This window comes from Devosia sp. A449 (assembly GCF_054489375.1).
Genome location: NZ_JBTMWU010000003.1, coordinates 138,500 through 160,238 on the forward strand (window position 1 = coordinate 138,500; position 21,739 = coordinate 160,238).

Genomic DNA, 21,739 nt, shown 5'->3' on the forward strand with positions numbered 1-21,739 from the left:
ATGGCTCCTACTCGAGCGATGGGGTTATGGGGGTGGCAGGCACGGCAAAATGGTAGAAGGCCGGCGCGGCGGTGACGCTGGAATAGCTGCCGGTCGCCGCCGTCCAGATGGTGGACGGCGTGCCCCGCTCGGCAGTGGAGCGCAGATAGGCCAGTCGCTGGCGATGAATCTCGGTGGCCTGGCCGGCAGCAATGCTGGCCGTGAGCAAGGCAGCTTCATTGTCGACATCGCGGCTCAGGCGATACAGCACCCGCAGCCGGGCAAAATCGGCGTCATTGGCGTTGATGTCATAGAGCTGGCGCAGCGTCGCGGCCTCGCCGGCAATGTCACCGCGCTGGCGATACAGCGCGCTGAGCTGGCGCAGGGCCCAGCCATTGTCGGTCTGCAGCGCCGGTTGCTGTTCCAGCAACTGGGCGGCGTTGTCGGGCCGGCTGGTGAGCATATAGAGCTTGAACAGCATGTAGCCTTCATAGGCATCGAGCGGGCGTTCCTGCTCCACCGCGACCAGCACGGCGATGGCGTCGTCAAACCGCCCATCGGCCAGCAGGCCTTCGGCCTTTTCCTCCGAACCGGGCAACAGGGCGAACAGGCCCAGCAGCGCCATAACCGCCAGCAGGATCACCATTGGCAGGGTTCGGTCCGGTCTCGTCGGGGCGGTGAGGGCTTTGGGCGTGTCGAATTCAGCGCGATCGGACATCGTCAAGCTCCCTGCTGGCAATGAAAAGGGGTGCGCCCAGCGCGGCGGCCTGTTGCTGCGCCAGCGCCTTGGCTTGGGGCGTATCGAGATATTCGACGACAAACACCGGCTTGCCGCTGGCCTGGAAGCGCTGCAGCGGCGTCAGGCTGGCGCGCAGTTCGGCCTTGCTGTTGAGCGTGCCGTCGCCGGCCAGCCCGAAGAACAGATCCTCCTTGCCCACCGCGTCGATGGTCTCGGCATAATCGGGGTCGGCCAGCAATTCCTCGCCATTCTGCCCGACCACGATAAAGCCGGGTCGGTGCTGGCGCGCATAGGTGGCGATGGCGCTGACGAAGGCTGACATCAGCGCCAGCCGTTCGGGCCGGGGCACCCCGGGCACGGCAATGTCGAAGGCATCGACCCGGTCGAGATAGACGCCATCAAAACCGGCGGCGAGAATGGCATCGAGATAGGCGCCAGGAGACCCCAGGATCAGGCCCTGCCACTGCTGGTCCCAATAGCGCACGGCATAATTGCCGGGCCAGTCGGGGTTTTCCGCCCCCAGCCAGGCGGGAGGCGCCGTGACCCAGTTGCGCTGCCAATAGAAGCGATAGTCTTCGGCCTCGCCGATGCTGAGATAGGCCAGCACGATGCGCGCGCCACCATCGGGCTTGCGCTGCATCTGCGCCACCTCGGCCCGGCTAAAGGCCCGCGCGGCCGAGCCATCGCGGGAATAGTCCACCACCACCAGGTCATAGGGCGCGTCGGCCACCAGATCGGGGTCGAGCTGTTGCAATTGATAGCCCCAGCTCTGCACGCCCGACAGATTGGCGCGCGGTGGCGCGGCAAACACCGGCATGGCGGCAACCGCCAGCGCCATCTGCACCATCAGCGAAGCGCCAAGCAGGGGGCTGGCATGCAGCCTGTCAGATCGGGAATTGAGCAGCTCGCTGATCAGCATGGTGTCCGCCGGGGGAGAGCACAAAGAGCGGTTTTGGTACGCCCTAACCCGGTGGCTGGCATTGATGACCGTCAATGCGGCGCTGCGGCGTGGCCCCTAGTTTGGCGACACAAGGCCTGCGCAGTGCAAGCCACCGTCTATGGAGTGTGTCATGAACGCCCATGTCAGCCCGACGACCACGGTTGCCGATGCTGCGCCGCGCCGCAGCGGCAGTATCGCCGCCATAAGATTGCTGGAACTTGCCGTCGTGGTGACGGAGATCGTGCTGCTGGCCAATGCCTTGACCGGCGATGGCTGGACGACACTGGCACTTGGCCATCTCGGGCTCATCGCCGCGCTGGTCGTGGTGATTATCGGCCTCGAATATGCCCAGATCGAAACCAGCGCGCTGCAAACTTTTGCGCTGCTCAGTTTCGCAGGTGGCCCGATTGGCGGCATGGCCGCCCTGTTCGGCCAGCAGCAGATCTGGCAGCCCGGCAGTGCGGCACTGGACAAGTGGTATGACACCATCGCGCCGGTCGAAGCGCCGGCCGTGACACTGGTCGACATGATCATTGATGGTCGCCTGGTGCGGCAGCAATCGCGCCTCCCGCGTCCCTATGACTCGCTGCTGAGCACCGGCACCATGCAGGAAAAGCAGGCGCTGCTCGCCTATCTGGCCATTGAGGATGACGAGAAATTCGTCGAGGTCGCGCTGGCCCTGGCCTTGCGCAGCCCCGATCAGAGAGTCCGGGTGCAGGCCGCCGCGGTTGCCGCTCATACGCGAGCCCGCAGCCGCCGGCGTCAGCTCGGCCCCATCGCGGGCAATGTGGTCAAGGCGGCCTTGTCAGGCCCAGCTGCTGCGGCCTGAACGGCAGCGCATCCATCGTTCCAACCGGAGTTCGTATCATGTGGCGCGACGTCAACACTGTACTGCCCCGCTGGGCCGAGCCAACTGCCGATGTCTGCCTGATTGCCGAGGGGTGCTACCCCTATGTGGCGGGCGGGGTGTCGACCTGGATCGACTGGCTGATCCGCGCCCATCCCGAACTGACCTTCACCGTGCTGGCCATTCTGCCCAGCACGCCGGACAGCGAACCACGCTATGCCCGCCCCGACAATCTGCTGTCGATCAACCATGTGCGGCTGGACGACAATACGCTGGGCACCTCCCGCGCCTGGCCGGCGGTGACCCCGGAGCGGCTGGCCGAGCTGCTGGGCAAATTGCTCAATGATGGCAGCATTGATGAGCTGGGCGAGCTGATGACGCTGCTCGGCCCGGTGGGGCATCGGGTGTCGCTCGATACGCTGCTCAATTCGCCCGAAGCCTGGCAGACCATGTGCCAGCATTATCGCTCGATGTCGCATGCCTCCTTCCTCGGCTATTTCTGGGCCTGGCGGACGCTGGTCGGCGGGCTGTTCCGGGTGCTGACCTGCCCGCTGCCGCCGGCACGGCTCTATCATGCGGTGTCGACCGGCTATGCCGGCCTGATCGCGGCGCGCGCCGCCATCGAGACCGGCCGCAGCGCCGTCATCACCGAGCACGGCATTTATTCCAATGAGCGCCGCATCGAAATCCTGATGGCGGACTGGATTTCCAACAGCATCGACAATGGGCTGGACCTGTCCGACGACCGCAAGGATATTCGCGAATTGTGGGCGCGCAGCTTTGAGAGCTTTGCCCATATCGCCTATAGCGCCGCCACCGAGATCACCGCGCTTTACGAAGCCAATCAGGTGTTTCAATCCGGGCTGGGCGCCACTGCCGACAAGCTGAGCGTCATTCCCAATGGCGTCGATGTCGAGCGCTTCGGCAAGATCGAACGCCAGCCGCATGAGCGGCCGACCATCGCCTTTATCGGCCGCGTGACGCCGATCAAGGATGTGCAAACCTTCATCGACGTCGCCGAACGGCTGCGCCGGCAGTTCCCCGATCTGCAGGCGCTAGTGATCGGGCCGATGGATGAGGACCCCGAATATGCCCAGGGCTGCATCGCCGAAGTCAACCGGCGGCGTCTGGCCGATACGGTGTCCTTCACTGGCGCGGTCAAGGTCGCCGACTATCTGGGGCGCATCGATGTGATGGTGCTGACCAGCATCAGCGAGGCGCTGCCGCTGGTCATCCTCGAAGCCGGTGCCGCCGGGGTGCCCTGCGTCGCCACCGATGTCGGGGCCTGCCGGGAAATCCTCGAAGGCCGGGCCAATGAGCCGAGCTCCATAGGCGCCGGCGGCATGGTCGCCCCGGTCGGGGCCAATGACGAAATCGCGGCGGCCATCGCCACGCTGCTGGAAGACCCCGGCCGTCGGCGCGCTTATGGCGATCGCCTGCAGCGCCGGGTCCGTGAACAATATCGCGCCGAGACCGTCGCCGACGCCTATGGCGCATTATATGGGCGCAATTTCGCGCCGCAGCTCAAGGTGGTGGCATAATGGCCGGGATCGGATTTGCGCTGAGAAAGCTCAGCAGCCAGGACAATCTGGCGTCGCGCTCGCTGGCCGGTGGCCACGCCATCCTGATTTCCTCTGGTCCATGGATCGTCATCATGGGCGGGCTGGCGCTGCTGCATGTGCTGGGCCGGCCCATTCTCGAGCCGCTGGACCTCAAGATTTTCAGCATTCTGGTGATCTACAGCTTCGCCCTGTCGCTGGTGATCACCTCGCCGATCTCGCTGGAGGCGACGCTGCGGGTGTCGCGCATCATGTTCCAGCGGCAGTTCCAGCAGGTGCAGGGGATCTATCTGGCGGCGCTGTTCGTCACCACGGCGCTATCGCTGCTGGGCGGCGCCATCGTGTTTTTCGGCCTGATCCATCTGCCGCTCGGCCTGGGCATCGCGGCGATGATCTGCGTGGTGCAGGTGTCCCACCTCTGGCTCGCGATGGCCTTCGTCGCCGCGATCAAGCAATACGCCGCGGTGACCTCGGCCTTCGCGCTGGGTCTGAGCTGCTCCATCGTTTTCGGCACCTCGGCGGCGGCGTTGGGCCATGGTCCGGGCGGCATGCTGCTCGGCTTCAGCATTGGCCTCTGCATCGCCTTCTGCCTGCTCAACTACATGATCCTGAAGACCTTCCCCGGCCGGCTGTCGCCGCTGCGGGAACTGCCGACGGTGCTCAGCAAGATCCGGCCAACCTCGGCGGCGTTTGTCGCGGCCGGGCTGTGCAGCGCGCTGGCGGTGTGGATCGACAAGATCATCGTCTGGCACTCGGCCGAGGCGACGGCGGTCGGCGAGGGGCTGCTCTATGCCGCCCGCTATGACAGCCCGTTATTCATGGCCTATCTGTCGATCGTGCCGGTGATGTCGATCCTGGTGGTCTGGCTCGAAACCACCTTCTTCGACAATTACCGCTACTATCGCGACATCGTGCATTCCGGCGGCACGCTGCGCCAGATCGACGAGCAGCGCAGCAGCCTGGCCCGGGCCACCGTCGATACCGTATTCTCGGCCTTCCTCGTGCAACTGACGATCAGTGCCGTGCTGGTGCTGATGGCCCCCTTGCTGGCCGATTGGCTGGGGCTGCCCTATGACGCGATTTCGGTGCTGCGCCTGGCCCTGATCGGCGCCGCCTTCCACTTCCTGTTCCAGGCCAGTTGCGGGGTTATCCTCTTCGTCCAGTATGGCCGGGCCTATCTTTGGCTGCAGGTGCTGTTTCTGCTGCTCAATGCTGGTGGGACGGTGATCATGCTGCAAAACCCGGACTATCTCGGCATGGGCTATGTGGTGGCCTCGATGGTGAGCGGCATTCTGGCTTATGCCGCCATGCGCCACACCCTGGGGACGCTTAACCGCCTGACCTTCGTGGTCAATAATCCGGCGGTCTCGGGCTGATGAATTTTGTCACCACAGCGCAGCAAGAGGACATTATGAGCATTGAGCATCCTGTTACCCCGCTGACCTTCTCCAACCCGATAGAGAGCGGTTTGCTGCCCTCGCGCTCCAACGCATTGGCTTTTGCCGAGGGCATCATGCTGCTTGGGGGGCTGGCTTTGCTGGATTATGTCGGGCTGTTGCCCTTCGCCATGTGGCCGGTTCACCCCTTCCTGTTCGTGGTGCTGCTGCTCAGCGCGCAATACGGGATTCCGGGGGGCATGCTGGGGGCCTTGGGGGCCATTGCCCTCTCCCATATCGACGGCTGGCCGGCGCGCCCCATCGACATGGCTTATGTCGACTATTTCCGCATGGTCTGGGCCGATTCCCTGACCTGGGTGCTCGCGGCGCTGACTGTGGGCATCGTCACCTCGCATCGCGACCGGGTGCTGCAGGACCAGGCCGCCAAGCTGGCCAAGGCCACCCTGGCCGAAAATTTGCTGGCGACGCAATATCAGGTGCTGGCGCAGCGCACCCACCGGCTCGAGCGCAGCCTGGCCGGCCTGGCTGAAGGCCTGGTCGAAGCGGACCGGCCGGCGCTCCGGGCGCGAAATTCTCGGCGCGATCATGCCCAGGGCGTCAACGGACACCTGTAATCCCGCGGCAGCTCACCGGATAGCGGCGGGCTGCTTGTCCAGATCGGGCCACATCTGGCGGGCGATGATGCTGGCCTCGACGCGATTGCGGACCTGCAATTTGGTAAAGACGTTGGACAGATGGAACTTGATGGTGCGTTCGGTGACGCCCAGCCTGATGCCAATTTCGCGGTTGTTGAGCCCGATGGCGAGGGCCTGCAGCACATGGGTTTCCTGCCGCGACAGTCTGGCGCCGCGCTCCTGATGCTGGGTGGCGTCGGCCTGGTCTTTCAGGGCATTGAGCAGGCGGCTGATGATGTGCCTTGGGACGAAGTTTTCCCCTGCATTCACCGAGCGCACGATGCTGCGCATCTCCGGCCCGCTGGTGCCCTTGAGCACATAGCCCGACACCCCGGCGTCCAGCGCCCGGGTAATATCGCCCTCGTCCTGCGAAGCGGTCAGCATGATGACCCGGACCTGGGGATGGGCCAGCAGAATATCGCCGACGCGATCCACCCCGCTATCCTCCATCCGGGCATCCAGCAGCAAAATGTCGGGCCGCAGCGACTCCACCAGCGACACCGCCTCGGCCGCACTGCCGCCTTCGCCGACGACCGCAATATCCCCGTCGACCGACACGGCCTGGATCAGGCCGGTTCGGAACATGGGATGATCATCGGCAACCACCAATCGGATCATGTGGAAGACTCCGCCGCTGCATCAGACATAGCGTAGTCGCATTTCGAGCCGGGTCAGGCCGTCATTCTGCTCGAAAATGAAGGTGCCGCCGATGCTCTGCACCCTGGCGCGCAAGCCATAGAGGCCAATGCCGGCATGGTCGGCGTGCCTGGGCGGCTCGGTGGCGAGGTAGTTGTTGGTGATCGACACCTTCAACAGGCCTGTCTGGATGGTGGCAGACACGGCCTGCCCCTCGGGCAGTCCATGATGGAACGCATTGTTGAGACCCTCCTGAATGAATCGGAACACGCAGACGGCTATCTCGGATGCAACATGAACCGGTTCCACCAGACTGTCCACGGCAATGACGGCGTCGGTTCGGCGTATATGCTGTTTGACAGCGCGATCGATCACTTGCGCCAGGTCGAGGGTGTCGATGTCGGGCAGCACCAGGGCCGTGGCGATGGCGCGGATCTCGTCCAGCGCCCCCCCCAATACCGATTCCACTTCCGCCACGATGGCGTTGACTTCGCCGGCCTCGGAGCGGTGGCGGAGCTGGTCCAGCCGCAGCACGGCAAAGCCGATCGACTGCGCCGGGCCGTCATGCAGATCGGTGCCGATGGCGCGCAAATGCTTGTCGGTCAATTCGGTGACGCTGCGCGAGGCGCGTTGCGCCACCGCCTTGAGCTCGCGATGCCGCGCTGCGCGGGCATGCGACTGGGCCAGTCGCCGCGACAGGATGCGTCCCTGCCGCTCGATCTTGCGGCTTCCCTCCTGCACGATGCTGAACAGCGCCACGATCACCACGGCGGCGATCACCGCCACGGTGACCCAGCTGGAGAGGGTCAGCTGCCACAGATCGCGCTCCAGGGCGGTGGTCACCTCGCGCAGCTGAGCAACGGCCACGACCGCGCCGGTGGCGCGCGAGCGCAGCGGAAACAGCACCTCGATATAGTCGGTGGTAAAGTGGTGCCGGGCGTAATCGACCGAGTGAATATCGGTAAAACGGACGGTCATTTCGCCCTGCAAGGCGCGCGTGACCGCCCGTAGCAGCGGCAGCTGCTGGCCCGTCAGCCCGGGCGTATTGGAATAGAGAATGGTTCCGTCCGCCACCCACAGATCGAGATAGGGAAATTCGGCGGTGAAGGCCGGGTCGGTCATCAGGTTGTCGAGCGCGTCAATGGCCGCCGCGTCGAGCGGGCCATCCGGGGCCAGATTCTGGACAATCGGTGAGATCAGGTGCTGGCCGAAGGCCGAAACGACGTCGCCGCGCCGCTGCACGATGATTTCGGTCATGACGGTGGTGGTCAGCACGCCGCAAAGCAGCATCGCGCCAACGGTGATGAACCCGCCCGAGATGGCGAACCGGCGGGCAAGCGGGAGCTTGTTCCACCAGTCCAACAGACGCTTCCGACGACCGACCCAATCGATCATCAAGTCACCTCGGTAATGCCGCAGCGTTGATGTCACTGTCAGCAACGAGAAAACATAGTCGGAAACCCGGCCGATAGCCAGACAAACTCCAGATGGCGGCTGGCGTTTAAGTAGAGCGGCCCCCAATTATTGGCGCTAGACCGGTTCCCGCTCAATAAAGAATGTCAGCGCTGTTTACGCTTCCGCCGGGACGCTGGCCAAAGGTCCAGTTCCGGAATGCCCCAAGGTCCGGCTCGCTGTAGGACCTTCATGCCGCTGATTGGCCCGACGTTCCGACCTGACGCACCGCCGTGTAGTTGGGCACTATCCTCTTACAGTTGAGCGCCATGGCAGCCGCCAGGGCGTAGTGAGACGGCGAACCCCTGCGGTGCAGCAGGAGCCGTCGGCGGGGGATTTGTTATGGTAAGCTATATCAAGAGCGACCTTGAATTCATTCTCGAGCAGATCAAAATCGCAGAAGCCCATGCGGCTGGCCAACCCCTGTTTGGAGCGGGGGGGCTCGTCCCCACCTATAATCTGGCCTGGGGCCTGCGCACCGTCGACGGCTCCTATAATCATCTGCTGCCCGGGCAGGAACAATGGGGCGCCTCCGGCGTGCAGTTCCCCGAACTGGTGCCGGCAGCGTTCCGGCCGGCCGATGGTACGCTGTTCGACCCCGATGGTCCCGGAGGTCCGGCGCCGGCAATGCCGACGCAACCCAATTACAATCCATCGAACAATCCCAATTCGCTGGTATTCGATTCCAGCCTGCGCACCATTTCCAATCTGCTGGTCGACCAGACGCTGGGCAATCCGGCGGCGGTGCTGACGGCGCTGGAGCGCGCCGGCGCCGTCAATGCCATGGCGGACCTGCCGGCGATCACCGCGATCTATCAGGCGTTCAAACCGGCCTCCGACGCCGAATATCAGGCGCGGGTGGTGATGCAGAACGCCCGGACGGCGGCCAACAATGCCGGTGACGGCGATCCGCTGACGCCACCCGATGCCGTGGAGCAAGCCGCGCTCGACGCGCTGGCGCTGGCCACCGCTGCCCATGCCGTCACTGTCACGGCGCTGGACGCCGCCCGCGACGTTCGTAACCTAGCGCTGGAGCCGTTTGGCATCGCCATGGATGGCGACAATGTTCACCTGCCGGCCATCGCGCCGGATGAGGGCCTGTCGGCGCCGTTCAATTCCTGGTTCACCCTGTTCGGCCAGTTCTTCGATCATGGTCTGGACCTGGTCAACAAGGGCGGCAGCGGCACGGTGTTCGTGCCCTTGCAGCCCGATGATCCGCTCTATGTCGAAGGCAGCAATACCAATTTCATGGTGCTGACCCGCGCTACCGTCTCGCCGGGCCCGGACACGGTGTTCGGCACCAGCGACGACGTGCGGCCGGTCAATACCACCACGGCCTATGTCGATCAGAACCAGACCTATACCTCGCATTCCTCCCATCAGGTGTTCCTGCGCCAATATGTGCTCGACGCCAGCGGCCATCCGGTGGCCACCGGCAAGCTGATCGAGGGCGCCAATGGCGGCATGGCCACCTGGGGCGAGGTCAAATTGCAGGCGCGTGAACTGCTCGGGATCAATCTGACCGATTCCGATGTCGGCAGCGTGCCGCTGCTGCGCACCGACGCCTATGGCAATTTCATTCCCGGCCCCGATGGCTTCCCGCAGATCATTCTGGGCGTGGGCGGCGATGGCATCCCCAACACCAATGATGATGTGGTGATCGAGGGCGATCCGACCATTCTGGATAGCTTTGGCGACCCGATGGGCGTCGCCACCACGGGTGCGATCCGTACCAATAGCGCCTTCCTCGCCGATATCGCCCATGAGGCGGTGCCGGTCGGCAAGATCGCCGACGGCGACATCACCATTGGCCTGGCCAATCCCGGCAATGGCGATGCCGAATATGACAATGAACTGCTCGACGCCCACTTCATCGCCGGCGATGGCCGCGCCAATGAAAATATCGGTCTGACGGCAGTGCATCACGTGTTCCATGCCGAGCATAACCGGCTGGTCGAGCACACCAAGGACACCGTGCTGGCGAGCAATGATCTGGTCTTCATCAATGAATGGCTGAGCGGCGACATCGTCGATCTGGCCGCCGTCGATACCCAGATCGAGCGCGATGCGCTCAAGGCCGATATTGCGCGCTGGGATGGCGAGCGCCTGTTCCAGGCGGCCAAGTTCGGCACCGAGATGCAATATCAGCATCTGGTGTTCGAGGAATTCGCCCGCAAGATCCAGCCCAATATCAACGTCTTCCTGGTGCCGGACGGCTTCGACACCACCATCAATCCGGACATCGTCGCCGAGTTCGCCCATGTGGTCTATCGCTTCGGCCACTCGATGCTGACCGAGTCCATTGACCGCTATGATGCCGACTTTACCGCCGACCATATCGGGCTGATCGAGGGCTTCCTCAATCCGCTGGCGTTTGACGCCGACGGCACGCCGGTGGCCCATACCATCACCGACGAGGTTGCGGCCGGCGCCATCATTCGCGGCATGACGCGACAGGTCGGCAACGAGATCGACGAATTCGTCACCACGGCCCTGCGCAATAATCTGCTCGGCCTGCCGCTCGATCTGGCGACCATCAACCTGGCGCGTGGCCGTGATACCGGCGTACCGACGCTCAACCAGGCGCGCCGCGATTTCTATCAGGCGACCAATAATGAAGCCCTGCTCAAGCCCTATGACAGCTGGGTCGATTTCGCCGGTCACCTCAAGCATGAAGCCTCCATCATCAACTTCATCGCCGCCTATGGCACCCATCCGCTGATTCTTGGCGCCACCACGCTGCAGGAAAAACGCGATGCGGCGCTGACCATCATCACCGGTGTGTCCACCGGCGGCTTTGCGGTGCCACCTGACCGGCTGGCCTTCCTCAATGCCACCGGCACCACCTGGTCCGGCGGCGCGCTGGGCGGCCTCGAAAATGTCGATCTGTGGATCGGCGGCCTCGCCGAAGAAATCATGCCGTTCGGCGGCATGCTCGGCTCGACCTTCAACTTCGTCTTCGAAGTGCAGATGGAAAGCCTGCAAAACGGCGACCGCTTCTACTATCTGCAGCGCCTCGACGGGCTGCATCTGTTCGGTGAAATGGAAGCCAATTCCTTTGCCGGCCTGATCATGCGCAATACCGATGCGACGCATCTGCCGTCCGACGTGTTCTCCACGCCCGGCCTCATTCTTGAGGTCGACCAGACCCGCCAATAGACGATCCAGGCGAAGGGCAGATGGCGGGCCAGCGTTGCCAGCGGTTCGGGGAAGAACCAGAACGGCACCATCAGCCCCGAGAACAGATGCAGCAGGGCGGCCAGCGTCCAGGCCAGCGAAAAGCTTGTCATCAGCCAGAATGCGGCGATACCGAACACGGCCGACATCAGGAACAGCAGGCTGAAGGAAAGTACCCAATAGGCGACGAAGAACAGCCCATGCGCCAGGCTGGCGGGTGGCAGCATGCCGTAGAAAAATGCGGTGAAGGCAGTGGTGGGCACCACCAGAACGGCAAAGCGGAACAGGAAGATGCCGCACTCATTGGCGAAGAGATATAGCGGGTAGGAGATGGGCTTGAGCAGCCAGACAGCGACGTCGCCGGTCTTGAGGGAACGGCCGATCTGGTCGATGAGCCGCTCGGGCCAGGTGGCGCCCAGCACGGCGCCGCCAAGCAGGGCATAGGTCACCATCTGCGACAGCGACACGCCATCGACCACGCTGGCGCCGACGCCGGCATAGACCGCCAGCCAGATGGCGACGCGGGCAAACACCTGCACCACCTTGCCAAGCAGATTGGCCCAGACCTCGTTGCGATAGGCGAGCTGGGTCTGGAAGGCGCTGTGAGCGAAGGCGAAATAGGCGCTCACGACGCCAACGCCGCCGCGTTGCGGCGCTGGTAGAAGGTGCGGATCACTTCCTCGATGGCTGGCTCGTGCAACGCTACGTCCTTGAGGCCGCGCTCGCTGCCCACTTCGGCCAGGATATGGACGAGGGAAATCTCCTCGCGTTCGAGCAGGTAATGCTTGCGCAGGCCCTCGTCGGCGGTGAGCGTGGCGGTGGTCAGCGGCAGCGGGCCGGGGTCGCTGGCAAAGTCCAGCGTCAGCCGGCGGGCCGAGCCGAGGGCGGCACGCAGACGGCGCAATTCGCCATCAAAGATCAGCCGGCTGTGATCGACCATAATCAGGCGTGGGCAGATGGTTTCGATATCCTGCAGATCATGGGTGGTCAGGATAATGGTGACGCCGCGCTCGCGATTGATCTCGGCGAGAAAGCGCCGCACGGCGTCCTTGGCAACGACATCGAGCCCGATAGTGGGCTCGTCGAGGAACAGGATTTTGGGGTCATGCAGCAGCGCCATGACGATCTCGGCGCGCATGCGCTGGCCGAGGCTCAGCTGGCGCACGGCGCGGTCGAGAAACGGCGTCAGCTCCAGCAGCTCGCTGAAATGCTTGAGGTTGTCGGCATAGCGGGCAGGGGGGATTTTATAGATGCGCTGGTGCAGGGCAAAGCTGTCGATGACCGGCAGGTCCCACCATAGCTGGCTGCGCTGGCCGAAGACCACGCCGATCTGGCTGGCATTGCTCATGCGCTCAAGATGGGGCGTGCGCCCGAGCACCGACACCGTGCCGGCGCTGGGCACCAGGATGCCGGTCATCATCTTGATCATGGTAGATTTGCCGGCGCCATTGGGGCCGAGATAGCCCACCGCCTCGCCGGCGGCGATGTCGAAGCTGACATCGGAGACGGCGTTTACTTCGCTATATTGACTGGTGAGCAGCGACTTGAAAGCGCCCAGCAGGCCGGGAAACCGCTTGTGCTGCCGGAAGCGTTTGCTGACGCTCCGAGCCTCGATCAATGCTGTCATGGCTGGCTCCTACCCCAAGGAAAGAGTAGCCGATTCTTCGCTGTTGTCTTGTGGGTTACGCGGCGTCGTTGAGCAGCTCTTCGGCCAGACCGTATTCATGCAGCTTGCGATAGAGCGTCGAGCGGCCGATTTTCAGAGCCCGGGCGACGCGCGACATGCGGCCGCCGTGATGAGCAATGGCGAAGACGATGGCGGCGCGTTCGATTTCGGCCAGCGCGGCAATCTCGCCGGTGGGGGCGAGGAAGCGGTCGGGCAAAGGCGGGATTTCCGCCACCTGCCGCTGGCGGGCGGTGGTGGTGTCGATATGGGTCGGCTCGGCCGGCACCGGCACCGCTTCGATGGCGCGGATGGCCGTGTCGCGGCCGGCGGACTGGGCGACGATCTGTGGGAAATCGACGGTTTCGAGGAAGGCGCCATCGCTCAGCACGACGGCGCGATAGACGGCGTTTTCCAGCTGGCGGATATTGCCCGGCCAGTCATAGGCGGCGAGCAGTTCCAGCGCCACTGGCGAGATGCCCAGCACGCGCTTGCCGGCCTCGGCGGCAAAGCGGGCGATGAACATGCTGACCAGCGCCGCCACATCTTCCATGCGCTCGCGCAACGGCGGCACGTAAATCGGGAACACGTTGAGGCGGTAATAGAGGTCCTCGCGGAACTCGCCGGATTTGGCCAGATTGAGCAGCCGCCGATTGGTGGCCGAGATGACGCGGACATTGACGCGTTCGGTGCGGGTAGCGCCGACCGGTTCGATCTCGCCATCCTGCAGCGCGCGCAGCAGCTTGACCTGCAGGTCGAGCGGCAGCTCGCCGACTTCGTCGAGGAATAGCGTGCCGTTATGGGCTTCGGTGAATTTGCCCGGCTGGTCGGCGATGGCACCGGTAAAGGCGCCCTTCTTGTGCCCGAACAGCACCGACTCGACCAGATTGGGTGGAATCGCGCCGCAGTTGACGGTGATGAAGGGCTTGCCGGCGCGGTCGCCGGAGCCCTGAATGATGCGGGCGATCAGCTCCTTGCCGACCCCGGTCTCGCCTTCGATCAGCACCGGAATAGTGGATTTGCCGGCCTTGGCGCAGAGCGTCAGCACGCGGGCCATGGCCGGGGCGCGGGCGATCATGTCGGCGCTGGTGAAGGTGCCGGATTTGCGGGCGCGTTCGGAGCGGATGGCGGCCTCGAGCGCATCGAGCTTCATGGCGTTGCGCAGCGAGATGACGAGGCGCTCGGGGGAGACCGGTTTGACGAAATAATCGGCGGCGCCATTGCGCATCGCCGAAATCACGGTTTCGAGCGAGGCATTGGCGGTCTGGATGATGACGGGGGTGGTCAGGCCCTCGCGGCGCATGGCGTCCATCACGCCCATGCCGTCGAGGTCGGGCATGACGAGGTCGAGGATCATGGCGCCGATATTGCGGTCGTCGCGCAGAATAGCCAGCGCCTGCTCGCCGCCGGTGGCGGTCAGCGGTTTGAAGCCAGCCCGGTTGGCCACCTCGGCGGTGAGGCGCAACTGAACCGGATCATCGTCGACTACCAGAACGCGCGTCATACAGACTCCAGTCTTCTTGGACACGGCATCGAATCGTGTGCCGTTTTGGGAGCAGGATGCGCGGGGTATCTTAAGAGGCGATTAATCATAGGGAATTTCGGGTGAGGGTGGCGGCGCGGCAGGGTTGAGCGGTCAGGCACTTCCCAACCCATTCCCCCCTCGCTAAGGTCCGCGCCAAATCGAGACCAGCCGGAGACAGCCCATGACCGCCGCCCCTCAGAAAGGCCACAACCAGTTCGGCAATCTGCCGGTCTGGGATCTCTCGGACCTGTATCCGGGGCGCGACAGCCCCGAATTCAAGGCGGATCTGGAGCGGGCCAAGGCCGATGCGGCCAAATTCGAGACCACCTATAAGGGCCGGTTGGCCGAACTGACCAAGGCGGGGACACTGATCGCGGCGATCCGCGACAGCGAGGCGCTTGGTGATTTGAGCGGCCGCATCGGCTCGTTTGCCTTCCTGCAATATGCGCAGAAGTCGAGCGATCCGGATCGCGCCAAGTTCATGGGCGACACCAACGAGGCGCTGACCAACCTCTCCACCAAGGTGTTGTTCTTCGAACTGGAGCTGAACCGGATCGAGGATGCTGATCTAGAAGCGGCTTTGGCCAGGGACCCTGAACTGGCTCGTTACCGCACCTGGTTTGACGAGCTGCGCAAGGCCAAGCCGTATCAGCTCGATGACAAGCTCGAAGAGCTGTTCCACGACAAGTCGGTGACCGCCTATTCGGCGTGGAATCGCCTGTTCGACGAAACGCTGTCCAACCTCGAATTCGAGGTGGATGGCGAAACCCTCAACATGGAATCGACGCTGCATCTGCTCTCCGAAAAGGACGAGACCAAGCGCGAAAGCGCCTTCAAGGCGTTGGGCAAGACGCTCAAGACCAATGCGCGGCTGTTCACCCACATCACCAATGTGCTGGCCAAGGACAAGGAAATCTCCGATCGCTGGCGCGGCTATGAAGACATCGCCGATAGCCGCCACATGGCCAATTCGGTCGAGCGCGAGGTGGTCGATGCGCTGCAAAAGGCGGTGCAGGACGCCTATCCGCGCCTCAGCCACCGCTACTACAAGATGAAAGCCAAGTGGTTCGGCAAGGACCAGCTCAATGCCTGGGACCGCAATGCGCCGCTGCCGACTAGCGATGAGCGCGTTTGGGATTGGGACAGCGCCGTCAGTACGGTGATGGAAGCCTATGGCAAGTTCTCGCCCAAGCTGGCCGAAGTGGCGGCACCGTTTTTCAATTCCGGCTGGATCGACGCGCCGGTGGGCGATGGCAAGCTGTCGGGCGCCTTCGCCCATCCCACCGTGCCCAGTGCCCATCCCTACCTAATGCTCAATTATATGGGCCGATCGCGCGATATTATGACCCTGGCGCATGAGCTGGGCCATGGCGTGCATCAGCGGCTGGCGGCCAAGCAGGGGCCGATCTTGGCCAATACACCGCTGACCCTGGCCGAGACCGCCAGTGTCTTCGGCGAGATGCTGACCTTCCGTTCGCTGCTCGACAAGACTACCGACCCCAAGCAGCGCTTCGCTTTGCTGTCGAGCAAGGTGGAAGACATGCTCAATACTGTGGTGCGGCAAATCGCTTTCTATGATTTTGAGCGGCGCGTCCACACGGCGCGGCGACAGGGCGAGCTGAAGACTGAGGAGATCAACCAGATCTGGCTCGATGTGCAACGGGAATCGCTGGGCGACGCGATCGTCCAAAATGACGGGTATGAAGTGTTCTGGGCCTATGTGCCGCACTTCATTCATTCCCCGTTCTATGTCTATGCTTACGCCTTCGGTGACTGCCTTGTGAACTCGCTCTACGCACAGTATGAGAAAGCCAGTGATGGCTTCGCCGAGCGCTATTTTGCGCTGCTTGAAGCCGGGGGCAGCAAGCACCATTCCGAACTGCTGGAGCCGTTTGGACTGGATGCCAAGGACCCACAATTCTGGTCGCTGGGTCTATCGATGATCGAGCGGCTGATCGATGAGCTGGAAGCAACGAGCCCCTAGGGTCGACTTTCGGCTGACAGACTTTATTACGAATGGACTTATTGAGGACGACATGGCCAAAACCCGCCCCGAACATCATTCCGAGCTTCAGGTTGAAACGCCGATGGACTACGCCCAGCATGAGGCGACCTATAATGGCTTCGTAACCGCGGTTAAATGGGCCGTGATCGTTTCGGCCATTTCCGCGGTCATCTTGTATTTCCTTATCCAACCCTGATCGCTCCGCGCATACAGGCAAGCTAAATCGAGCCTGTCCGTCGGGCAGGCGGGCAGGAGACTTTCATGAAAATTGCGATCGTCCGCGAACGTATCGAGGGAGAGAACCGCGTCGCGGCCACCCCCGAAACGGTGGGCAAGCTGATTGCGCTGGGCGCCAGCGTGTCGGTGGAAAAAGGCGCTGGGCTCGGCTCGCGCATTCTCGACCAGGATTACACCGCCGCCGGTGCAACCATTGCGGCCAGCGCCGACGCAGCGCTCAAGGGCGCTGAAGTGGTGCTGACCGTGCGCCGCCCGACGGCGGCGTCACTGTCCGGTGTCGCCAAGGGTGCGCTGGTGATCGGCGCGCTCGACCCCTATGGCAATGACAAGGATATTGCGGCGCTGGCCAAGGCCGGCGTGACCGCCGTGTCGATGGAATTCATGCCGCGCATCACCCGTGCGCAGGTGATGGATATTCTGTCATCGCAGGCGAATCTCGCCGGCTATCAGGGCGTCATCGAGGCAGCGGCGGCATTTGACCGCGCCATGCCGATGATGATGACCGCTGCCGGCACCGTGCGTCCGGCCAAGGCCTTCGTCATGGGTGCCGGTGTTGCGGGTCTGCAGGCTATTGCCACTGCCAAGCGCCTCGGCGCCGTGGTGTCGGCGACCGACGTGCGGCCGGCGGCCAAGGAACAGGTCGAATCGCTGGGCGGCAAGTTCGTCGCCGTCGAGGACGACGAGTTCAAACAGGCGGAAACCGCTGGCGGCTATGCCAAGCAGATGAGCGCCGAATATCAGGCCAAGCAGGCCGAGCTGACCGCAACCCATATTGCCAAGCAGGATATCGTCATCACCACTGCGCTGATCCCGGGGCGTCCGGCGCCGCGGCTGATCAGCAAGGCGATGGTCGAATCGATGGCTCCGGGTTCGGTGATCGTCGATCTGGCCGCCGAGCGCGGCGGTAACGTCGAGCTGACGGTGCCCGGCAAGGTCATCGAGCATAATGGCGTGACCATCATCGGCTACACCAATATGCAGGGTCGTATCCCGACCACGGCCAGCCAGCTTTATGCCCGCAATCTGCTGGCGTTCCTGACGACGCTGATCGATGCCAAGGAAAAGCAGCTCGCCATCAATTGGGATGACGAACTGGTCAAGGCGACCGTGCTGACGCGCGATGGCGCAGTGGTGCATCCGAGCTTTGCCGCTCCTGCCACTGAAGCCAAGCCGGCCGCCGAGGCTAAGCCTGCTGTTGCCAAGCCTGCTGCTGCCAAGAAGGCGCCCCCTGCCGCTGCAGATGCGCCGGCCAAGCCAGCTGCCAAAAAGGCCGCGCCAGCGTCTGACGCCGTCGCTGCACCGGCCAAGAAGCCCGTCGCCAAGAAAGCAGCGCCTGCTGCCGCTGCGACCGCTGCGGCACCGGCCAAAAAACCTGCTGCTGCCAAAAAACCTGCCACAGCCAAGCCCGCTGCCGCCAAGAAGCCCGCAGCACCCAAGGGAGCCAAGTAAATGGAAACCACGGCTGAACAAACTGCCGATGTGATTGCCGCTGCGGTGCATTCCGCAACCGGCGGGGTGATCGACCCCTTCACCTTCCGTCTCGCCATCTTCGTGCTGGCGATCTTCGTCGGCTACTTCGTGGTGTGGTCGGTGACCCCAGCGCTGCATACCCCACTGATGAGCGTGACCAACGCGATCTCGTCGGTGATCGTGGTGGGTGCCCTGCTGGCGGTGGGCGTGAGCCTGGTTTCCGGCGGCAGCTGGGAATCCAAGATCTTCGGCTTCATCGCCCTGGTCTTTGCCAGCGTGAATATCTTTGGCGGGTTCCTCGTCACCCAGCGCATGCTGGCAATGTACAAGAAGAAGGGTTGATTAGATGATCTCTGGGGATATCTCTGCCCTTCTCTATCTGGTCGCCGGCGCCCTGTTCATTCTGGCGCTGCATGGGCTCTCCAGCCCCAAGACCTCGCGTCGCGGCAACATGTTCGGTATGGCCGGCATGGGCATTGCCATCGTCACCACGTTGCTCGTGGCGGCTCCGTCTGACTGGGAAAGCTGGGCGCTGATCATCGGCGGTATCGCGCTGGGTGGCGGTATCGGCGCCTATATGGCCCGTACGGTCAAAATGACCGACATGCCGCAGCTGGTTGCCGCCTTCCACTCGCTGGTTGGTTTGGCTGCCGTGTTCGTGGCCGCCGCCGCGCTTTATGCGCCGGTTGCCTTCAACATCGGTGATGTTGGTCAGATCCATGCTCAGGCGCTGGTGGAAATGTCGATCGGCACCGCCATTGGTGCCTTCACCTTCACCGGTTCAGTCATCGCCTTCCTCAAGCTCAACGGCAATATGGGCGGCAAGCCGATCATGCTGCCGGCGCGCCACGCGATCCACATCGTGCTCGCGGCGGTGATCGTCGGCCTGGTGATTGCCTTCACGCAGTCCGGCGACCCGATGCTGTTCTGGGTCATCACCGTGCTGGCGCTGGTGCTGGGCGGATTGATGATCATCCCGATCGGCGGCGCCGACATGCCCGTGGTCGTTTCGATGCTCAACTCCTATTCGGGTTGGGCAGCGGCCGGCATCGGCTTCACGCTGGGCAATACCGCGCTGATCATCACCGGTGCGCTGGTGGGCTCGTCGGGTGCCATCCTGAGCTACATCATGTGCAAGGCGATGAATCGCAGCTTCATCTCGGTGATCCTGGGTGGCTTTGGTGCCGACACCAGCTCGGCTGGTTCCGCCGACGAAGAGACCCGTCCGGTCAAGCAGGGCGCAGCCGAAGACGCGGCCTTCCTGATGAAGAATGCCGGCAAGGTTATCATCGTGCCGGGCTATGGCATGGCTGTGGCGCAGGCCCAGCACGCGCTGCGTGAAATGGCCGACATGCTCAAGAAGGAAGGCGTCACTGTCAAATACGCCATCCATCCGGTTGCCGGTCGTATGCCGGGCCACATGAACGTGTTGCTGGCTGAAGCCAACGTGCCTTACGACGAAGTGTTCGAGCTGGAAGACATCAACTCCGAGTTCGCCCAGTCCGATGTGGCTTTCGTTATCGGCGCCAACGACGTGACCAACCCTTCGGCCAAGACCGACAAGACCTCGCCGATCTATGGCATGCCGGTGCTCAACGTCGAAGACGCCGGTACGGTGCTGTTCATCAAGCGCGGCATGGCGGCGGGTTATGCCGGCGTGCAGAACGAACTGTTCTTCCGCGACAACACCATGATGCTCTTCGGCGACGCCAAGAAGATGACGGAAGACATCGTCAAGGCACTTGGCCACTAAATGGTCTGAAATTGGAAAAGGCCCGCTTCGGCGGGCCTTTTTTTGTTCGGGTAGCCGTCGCCTCAATAGTGCGGCGGCGGCGGTTCGGTGCTGGGATCGGCGATATGAACGCCGCTGCGCACCTGCTGCTCCATCGTCTCCAGCTTGCGGGTCAGCAGGTCGATCTGCCGCCACTGCGCGGTGATGGTGGCGTTGAGCTCCTCAATGGTCTGGTCCTGATGGGCGATGTGGGTTTCCAGGGCGTCGAGGCGTTCGGCAAAATCGGACATGATGGGCTCCATTTGCGCCGGTTCTAGCGCAGGCGAAGCGCTTCGCCCAGCATTGTGCTGTTGACGTATACGGAACCCTTTTGCGGCTTCAGCCATTCCTTGTGCAGGCAAGCCCAACAGCGGAGCCGGCACATGAGCGATATGACAGCACTTCCGATCCCCGAACGCGCATCGCTTCTCGATGTGGATCGGCACGATCATCTCGGACTGCTGCTGAGCGTGACGTTGCCGCTGGCTGTGTTCGTCATCGCCAATGGCATTGCCGAGCTCAATGGCCTGTCGCCGCGATTCTTTGCACCGCTGAACCTGCCCGCCTGGGTGGCGACGGTGCTGCATCTGGGCAGCCTGCCGCTATTCGGTCTGGCCCGCTGGATGGTGGCCGGGCGGGGCGAGGCTGGACAGCGCGCCGGCTGGTGGATCGTGGCGCTGATCGGCGGGACAATCGCCTTTCCCTTCGTGGTGACGCCGCTCGATTCGCTGATGCTGAGCCTGGCGGCCTTTGGATTGCTGGTGCTGGGTCTGGGGGCTATGGTGCGCGCCGGGGCGGTCAATCCCAAGGCCGCTATGGTGATGGCGCCGGGGCTGGCCTGGATGGGGTTTAGCGCCCTGGTGGGCCTCAGCTTTGCCGCCGGGTGGTCGCCCCCCTTTGCGGTCACTAACAGCCATTCTGCGGCCTAGTTCCCTCGGCGTGCGTTCTTGCAGCGCGCGCCAATCCGCGCCATGTGATGGGCAAACAGATTTTGCCCAAGGATTTCGGCATGGCCAGACTGCTCAAGATTGACGTGTTTACCGATGTGGTGTGCCCTTGGTGCCTCGTCGGTTCGGCGCGGCTCGACAAGGCGATTGCAGCCTTGCCCGAGGATGTTGAGGTGGTGGTGGAGAATCATCCCTTCTATCTCGATCCCAATACCCCCGCCGAAGGCGTCGTCGTGGCCGATATGCTGCGCGAGAAATACGGCAAGGACCCCAGTGAAATGTGGGAGCGGGTGGAAAGCGAAGCCCGCAAGGCCGGGGTCGAGCTCGACCTCAGCAAGCAGCCGCGCATGTTCCCCACCAAAAAGGCCCACACCATCACCCGGCTGGCCAAGCCGCTGGGCATCCAGCACGAATTGGCCAACGCCATCGCCAATGCCTATTTCCTCGAGCATCGGCAGATCAATGACGACAATGTGCTGGCCGATATCGCCGTGGAATATGGCTTCGATCGGGGCGACGCCATCGATGCGATGAATGACGAGAACGAGCTGGCAATCACCGAGCAGCTGGCCAATGACGCGGCGGCGCAGGGGATTCGCGGCGTGCCGTTCTTCGTTTTCGGCGAGAAATACGCGCTGTCCGGAGCGCAGCCCGACGAGGTGTTCGAACGGGCGCTGGCGCAGACTATCGACGAGATGTAGGCCGGGACATGACATAGCGG

19 protein-coding genes and 1 pseudogene are annotated in these 21,739 nt (G+C 63.3%); 12 read left to right on the forward strand and 8 right to left on the reverse strand.

Going from position 1 to position 21,739, the window contains the following annotated elements; translation table 11 throughout:
• Window positions 1-7 precede the first annotated feature (7 nt).
• Both ACX3OW_RS09855 and ACX3OW_RS09860 read right to left on the reverse strand, forming a co-directional pair.
• Window positions 8-697, reverse strand: a complete 690-nt coding sequence (locus tag ACX3OW_RS09855) for a tetratricopeptide repeat protein (protein WP_459095599.1) — start codon at window positions 695-697, stop codon at window positions 8-10.
• Window positions 681-1,637, reverse strand: a complete 957-nt coding sequence (locus ACX3OW_RS09860; RefSeq protein WP_459095600.1) for an MJ1477/TM1410 family putative glycoside hydrolase — start codon at window positions 1,635-1,637, stop codon at window positions 681-683. Before ACX3OW_RS09860 ends, ACX3OW_RS09855 begins: the two co-directional genes overlap by 17 nt.
• Window positions 1,638-1,788: 151 nt before the next feature.
• On the opposite strand from ACX3OW_RS09860, the gene ACX3OW_RS09865 reads away from it, so the two are divergent.
• From ACX3OW_RS09865 to ACX3OW_RS09880, 4 genes are read left to right on the forward strand one after another with little or no spacing between them, the layout of a single operon-like run.
• Complete coding sequence (locus ACX3OW_RS09865) at window positions 1,789-2,487, forward strand: hypothetical protein (protein WP_459095601.1); 699 nt, start codon at window positions 1,789-1,791, stop codon at window positions 2,485-2,487.
• 38 nt (window positions 2,488-2,525) lie between these two features.
• Complete coding sequence (gene pelF / locus ACX3OW_RS09870) at window positions 2,526-4,046, forward strand: GT4 family glycosyltransferase PelF (protein WP_459095602.1); 1,521 nt, start codon at window positions 2,526-2,528, stop codon at window positions 4,044-4,046.
• Window positions 4,046-5,440, forward strand: a complete 1,395-nt coding sequence (pelG, locus tag ACX3OW_RS09875; RefSeq protein WP_459095603.1) for an exopolysaccharide Pel transporter PelG — start codon at window positions 4,046-4,048, stop codon at window positions 5,438-5,440. Before pelF ends, pelG begins: the two co-directional genes overlap by 1 nt.
• Window positions 5,441-5,475: 35 nt before the next feature.
• Window positions 5,476-6,075: a hypothetical protein gene (locus ACX3OW_RS09880; protein WP_459095604.1), complete on the forward strand. Its 600-nt coding sequence runs from the start codon at window positions 5,476-5,478 to the stop codon at window positions 6,073-6,075.
• 12 nt (window positions 6,076-6,087) lie between these two features.
• Here the strand turns inward: ACX3OW_RS09880 and ACX3OW_RS09885 are convergent, their stop codons facing one another.
• Together ACX3OW_RS09885 and ACX3OW_RS09890 are read right to left on the reverse strand one after the other, a co-directional pair.
• Window positions 6,088-6,753, reverse strand: a complete 666-nt coding sequence (locus tag ACX3OW_RS09885; protein ID WP_459095605.1) for a response regulator — start codon at window positions 6,751-6,753, stop codon at window positions 6,088-6,090.
• 21 nt (window positions 6,754-6,774) lie between these two features.
• A complete protein-coding gene (locus tag ACX3OW_RS09890; protein ID WP_459095606.1) occupies window positions 6,775-8,166 on the reverse strand; it encodes a sensor histidine kinase in 1,392 nt (463 codons plus the stop codon).
• A 1,758-nt stretch (window positions 8,167-9,924) separates the two neighbouring features.
• Here ACX3OW_RS09890 and ACX3OW_RS09895 point away from each other — a divergent pair.
• Window positions 9,925-11,277 (forward strand): annotated as a pseudogene (locus ACX3OW_RS09895) (peroxidase family protein); the annotation flags it as partial.
• Here ACX3OW_RS09895 and ACX3OW_RS09900 read toward each other — a convergent pair.
• The 3 genes from ACX3OW_RS09900 to ACX3OW_RS09910 are packed head-to-tail and all read right to left on the reverse strand — an operon-like array spanning window position 11,226 to window position 14,567.
• A complete protein-coding gene (locus ACX3OW_RS09900; RefSeq protein ID WP_459095607.1) occupies window positions 11,226-12,029 on the reverse strand; it encodes an ABC transporter permease in 804 nt (267 codons plus the stop codon). The pseudogene ACX3OW_RS09895 and the gene ACX3OW_RS09900 overlap by 52 nt on opposite strands.
• Entirely contained in the window at window positions 12,026-13,027 is a 1,002-nt protein-coding gene (locus tag ACX3OW_RS09905) for an ABC transporter ATP-binding protein (RefSeq protein ID WP_459095608.1), read from the reverse strand. Before ACX3OW_RS09905 ends, ACX3OW_RS09900 begins: the two co-directional genes overlap by 4 nt.
• 55 nt (window positions 13,028-13,082) lie before the next feature.
• Entirely contained in the window at window positions 13,083-14,567 is a 1,485-nt protein-coding gene (locus tag ACX3OW_RS09910; protein ID WP_459095609.1) for a sigma-54-dependent transcriptional regulator, read from the reverse strand.
• Between the two features lie 202 nt (window positions 14,568-14,769).
• Here ACX3OW_RS09910 and ACX3OW_RS09915 point away from each other — a divergent pair, with 202 nt between their 5' ends.
• From ACX3OW_RS09915 to ACX3OW_RS09935, 5 genes are all read left to right on the forward strand, one after another.
• Entirely contained in the window at window positions 14,770-16,572 is a 1,803-nt protein-coding gene (locus tag ACX3OW_RS09915; protein WP_459095610.1) for a M3 family oligoendopeptidase, read from the forward strand.
• Between the two features lie 52 nt (window positions 16,573-16,624).
• Window positions 16,625-16,789 (forward strand): aa3-type cytochrome c oxidase subunit IV, encoded by a 165-nt coding sequence (locus ACX3OW_RS09920; RefSeq protein ID WP_459095611.1) that lies wholly within the window; start codon window positions 16,625-16,627, stop codon window positions 16,787-16,789.
• A gap of 65 nt (window positions 16,790-16,854) precedes the next feature.
• A complete protein-coding gene (locus ACX3OW_RS09925) occupies window positions 16,855-18,279 on the forward strand; it encodes a Re/Si-specific NAD(P)(+) transhydrogenase subunit alpha (protein WP_459095612.1) in 1,425 nt (474 codons plus the stop codon).
• Complete coding sequence (locus ACX3OW_RS09930) at window positions 18,280-18,642, forward strand: proton-translocating transhydrogenase family protein (RefSeq protein ID WP_459095613.1); 363 nt, start codon at window positions 18,280-18,282, stop codon at window positions 18,640-18,642. It abuts the gene before it with no gap.
• Window positions 18,643-18,646: 4 nt separating this feature from the next.
• Window positions 18,647-20,053 (forward strand): NAD(P)(+) transhydrogenase (Re/Si-specific) subunit beta, encoded by a 1,407-nt coding sequence (locus tag ACX3OW_RS09935; protein WP_459095614.1) that lies wholly within the window; start codon window positions 18,647-18,649, stop codon window positions 20,051-20,053.
• Between the two features lie 62 nt (window positions 20,054-20,115).
• Here ACX3OW_RS09935 and ACX3OW_RS09940 read toward each other — a convergent pair whose 3' ends face one another.
• Window positions 20,116-20,322 carry a SlyX family protein gene (locus ACX3OW_RS09940; RefSeq protein WP_459095615.1) on the reverse strand — a complete coding sequence of 69 codons (207 nt, stop codon included), beginning with the start codon at window positions 20,320-20,322 and terminating at the stop codon, window positions 20,116-20,118.
• A gap of 132 nt (window positions 20,323-20,454) precedes the next feature.
• Here ACX3OW_RS09940 and ACX3OW_RS09945 point away from each other — a divergent pair, with 132 nt between their 5' ends.
• Together ACX3OW_RS09945 and ACX3OW_RS09950 are read left to right on the forward strand one after the other, a co-directional pair.
• Window positions 20,455-21,000 (forward strand): tryptophan-rich sensory protein, encoded by a 546-nt coding sequence (locus tag ACX3OW_RS09945; protein WP_459095616.1) that lies wholly within the window; start codon window positions 20,455-20,457, stop codon window positions 20,998-21,000.
• Window positions 21,001-21,080: 80 nt separating this feature from the next.
• Entirely contained in the window at window positions 21,081-21,719 is a 639-nt protein-coding gene (locus ACX3OW_RS09950; RefSeq protein WP_459095617.1) for a DsbA family oxidoreductase, read from the forward strand.
• The last annotated feature ends 20 nt before the right edge of the window (window positions 21,720-21,739 follow it).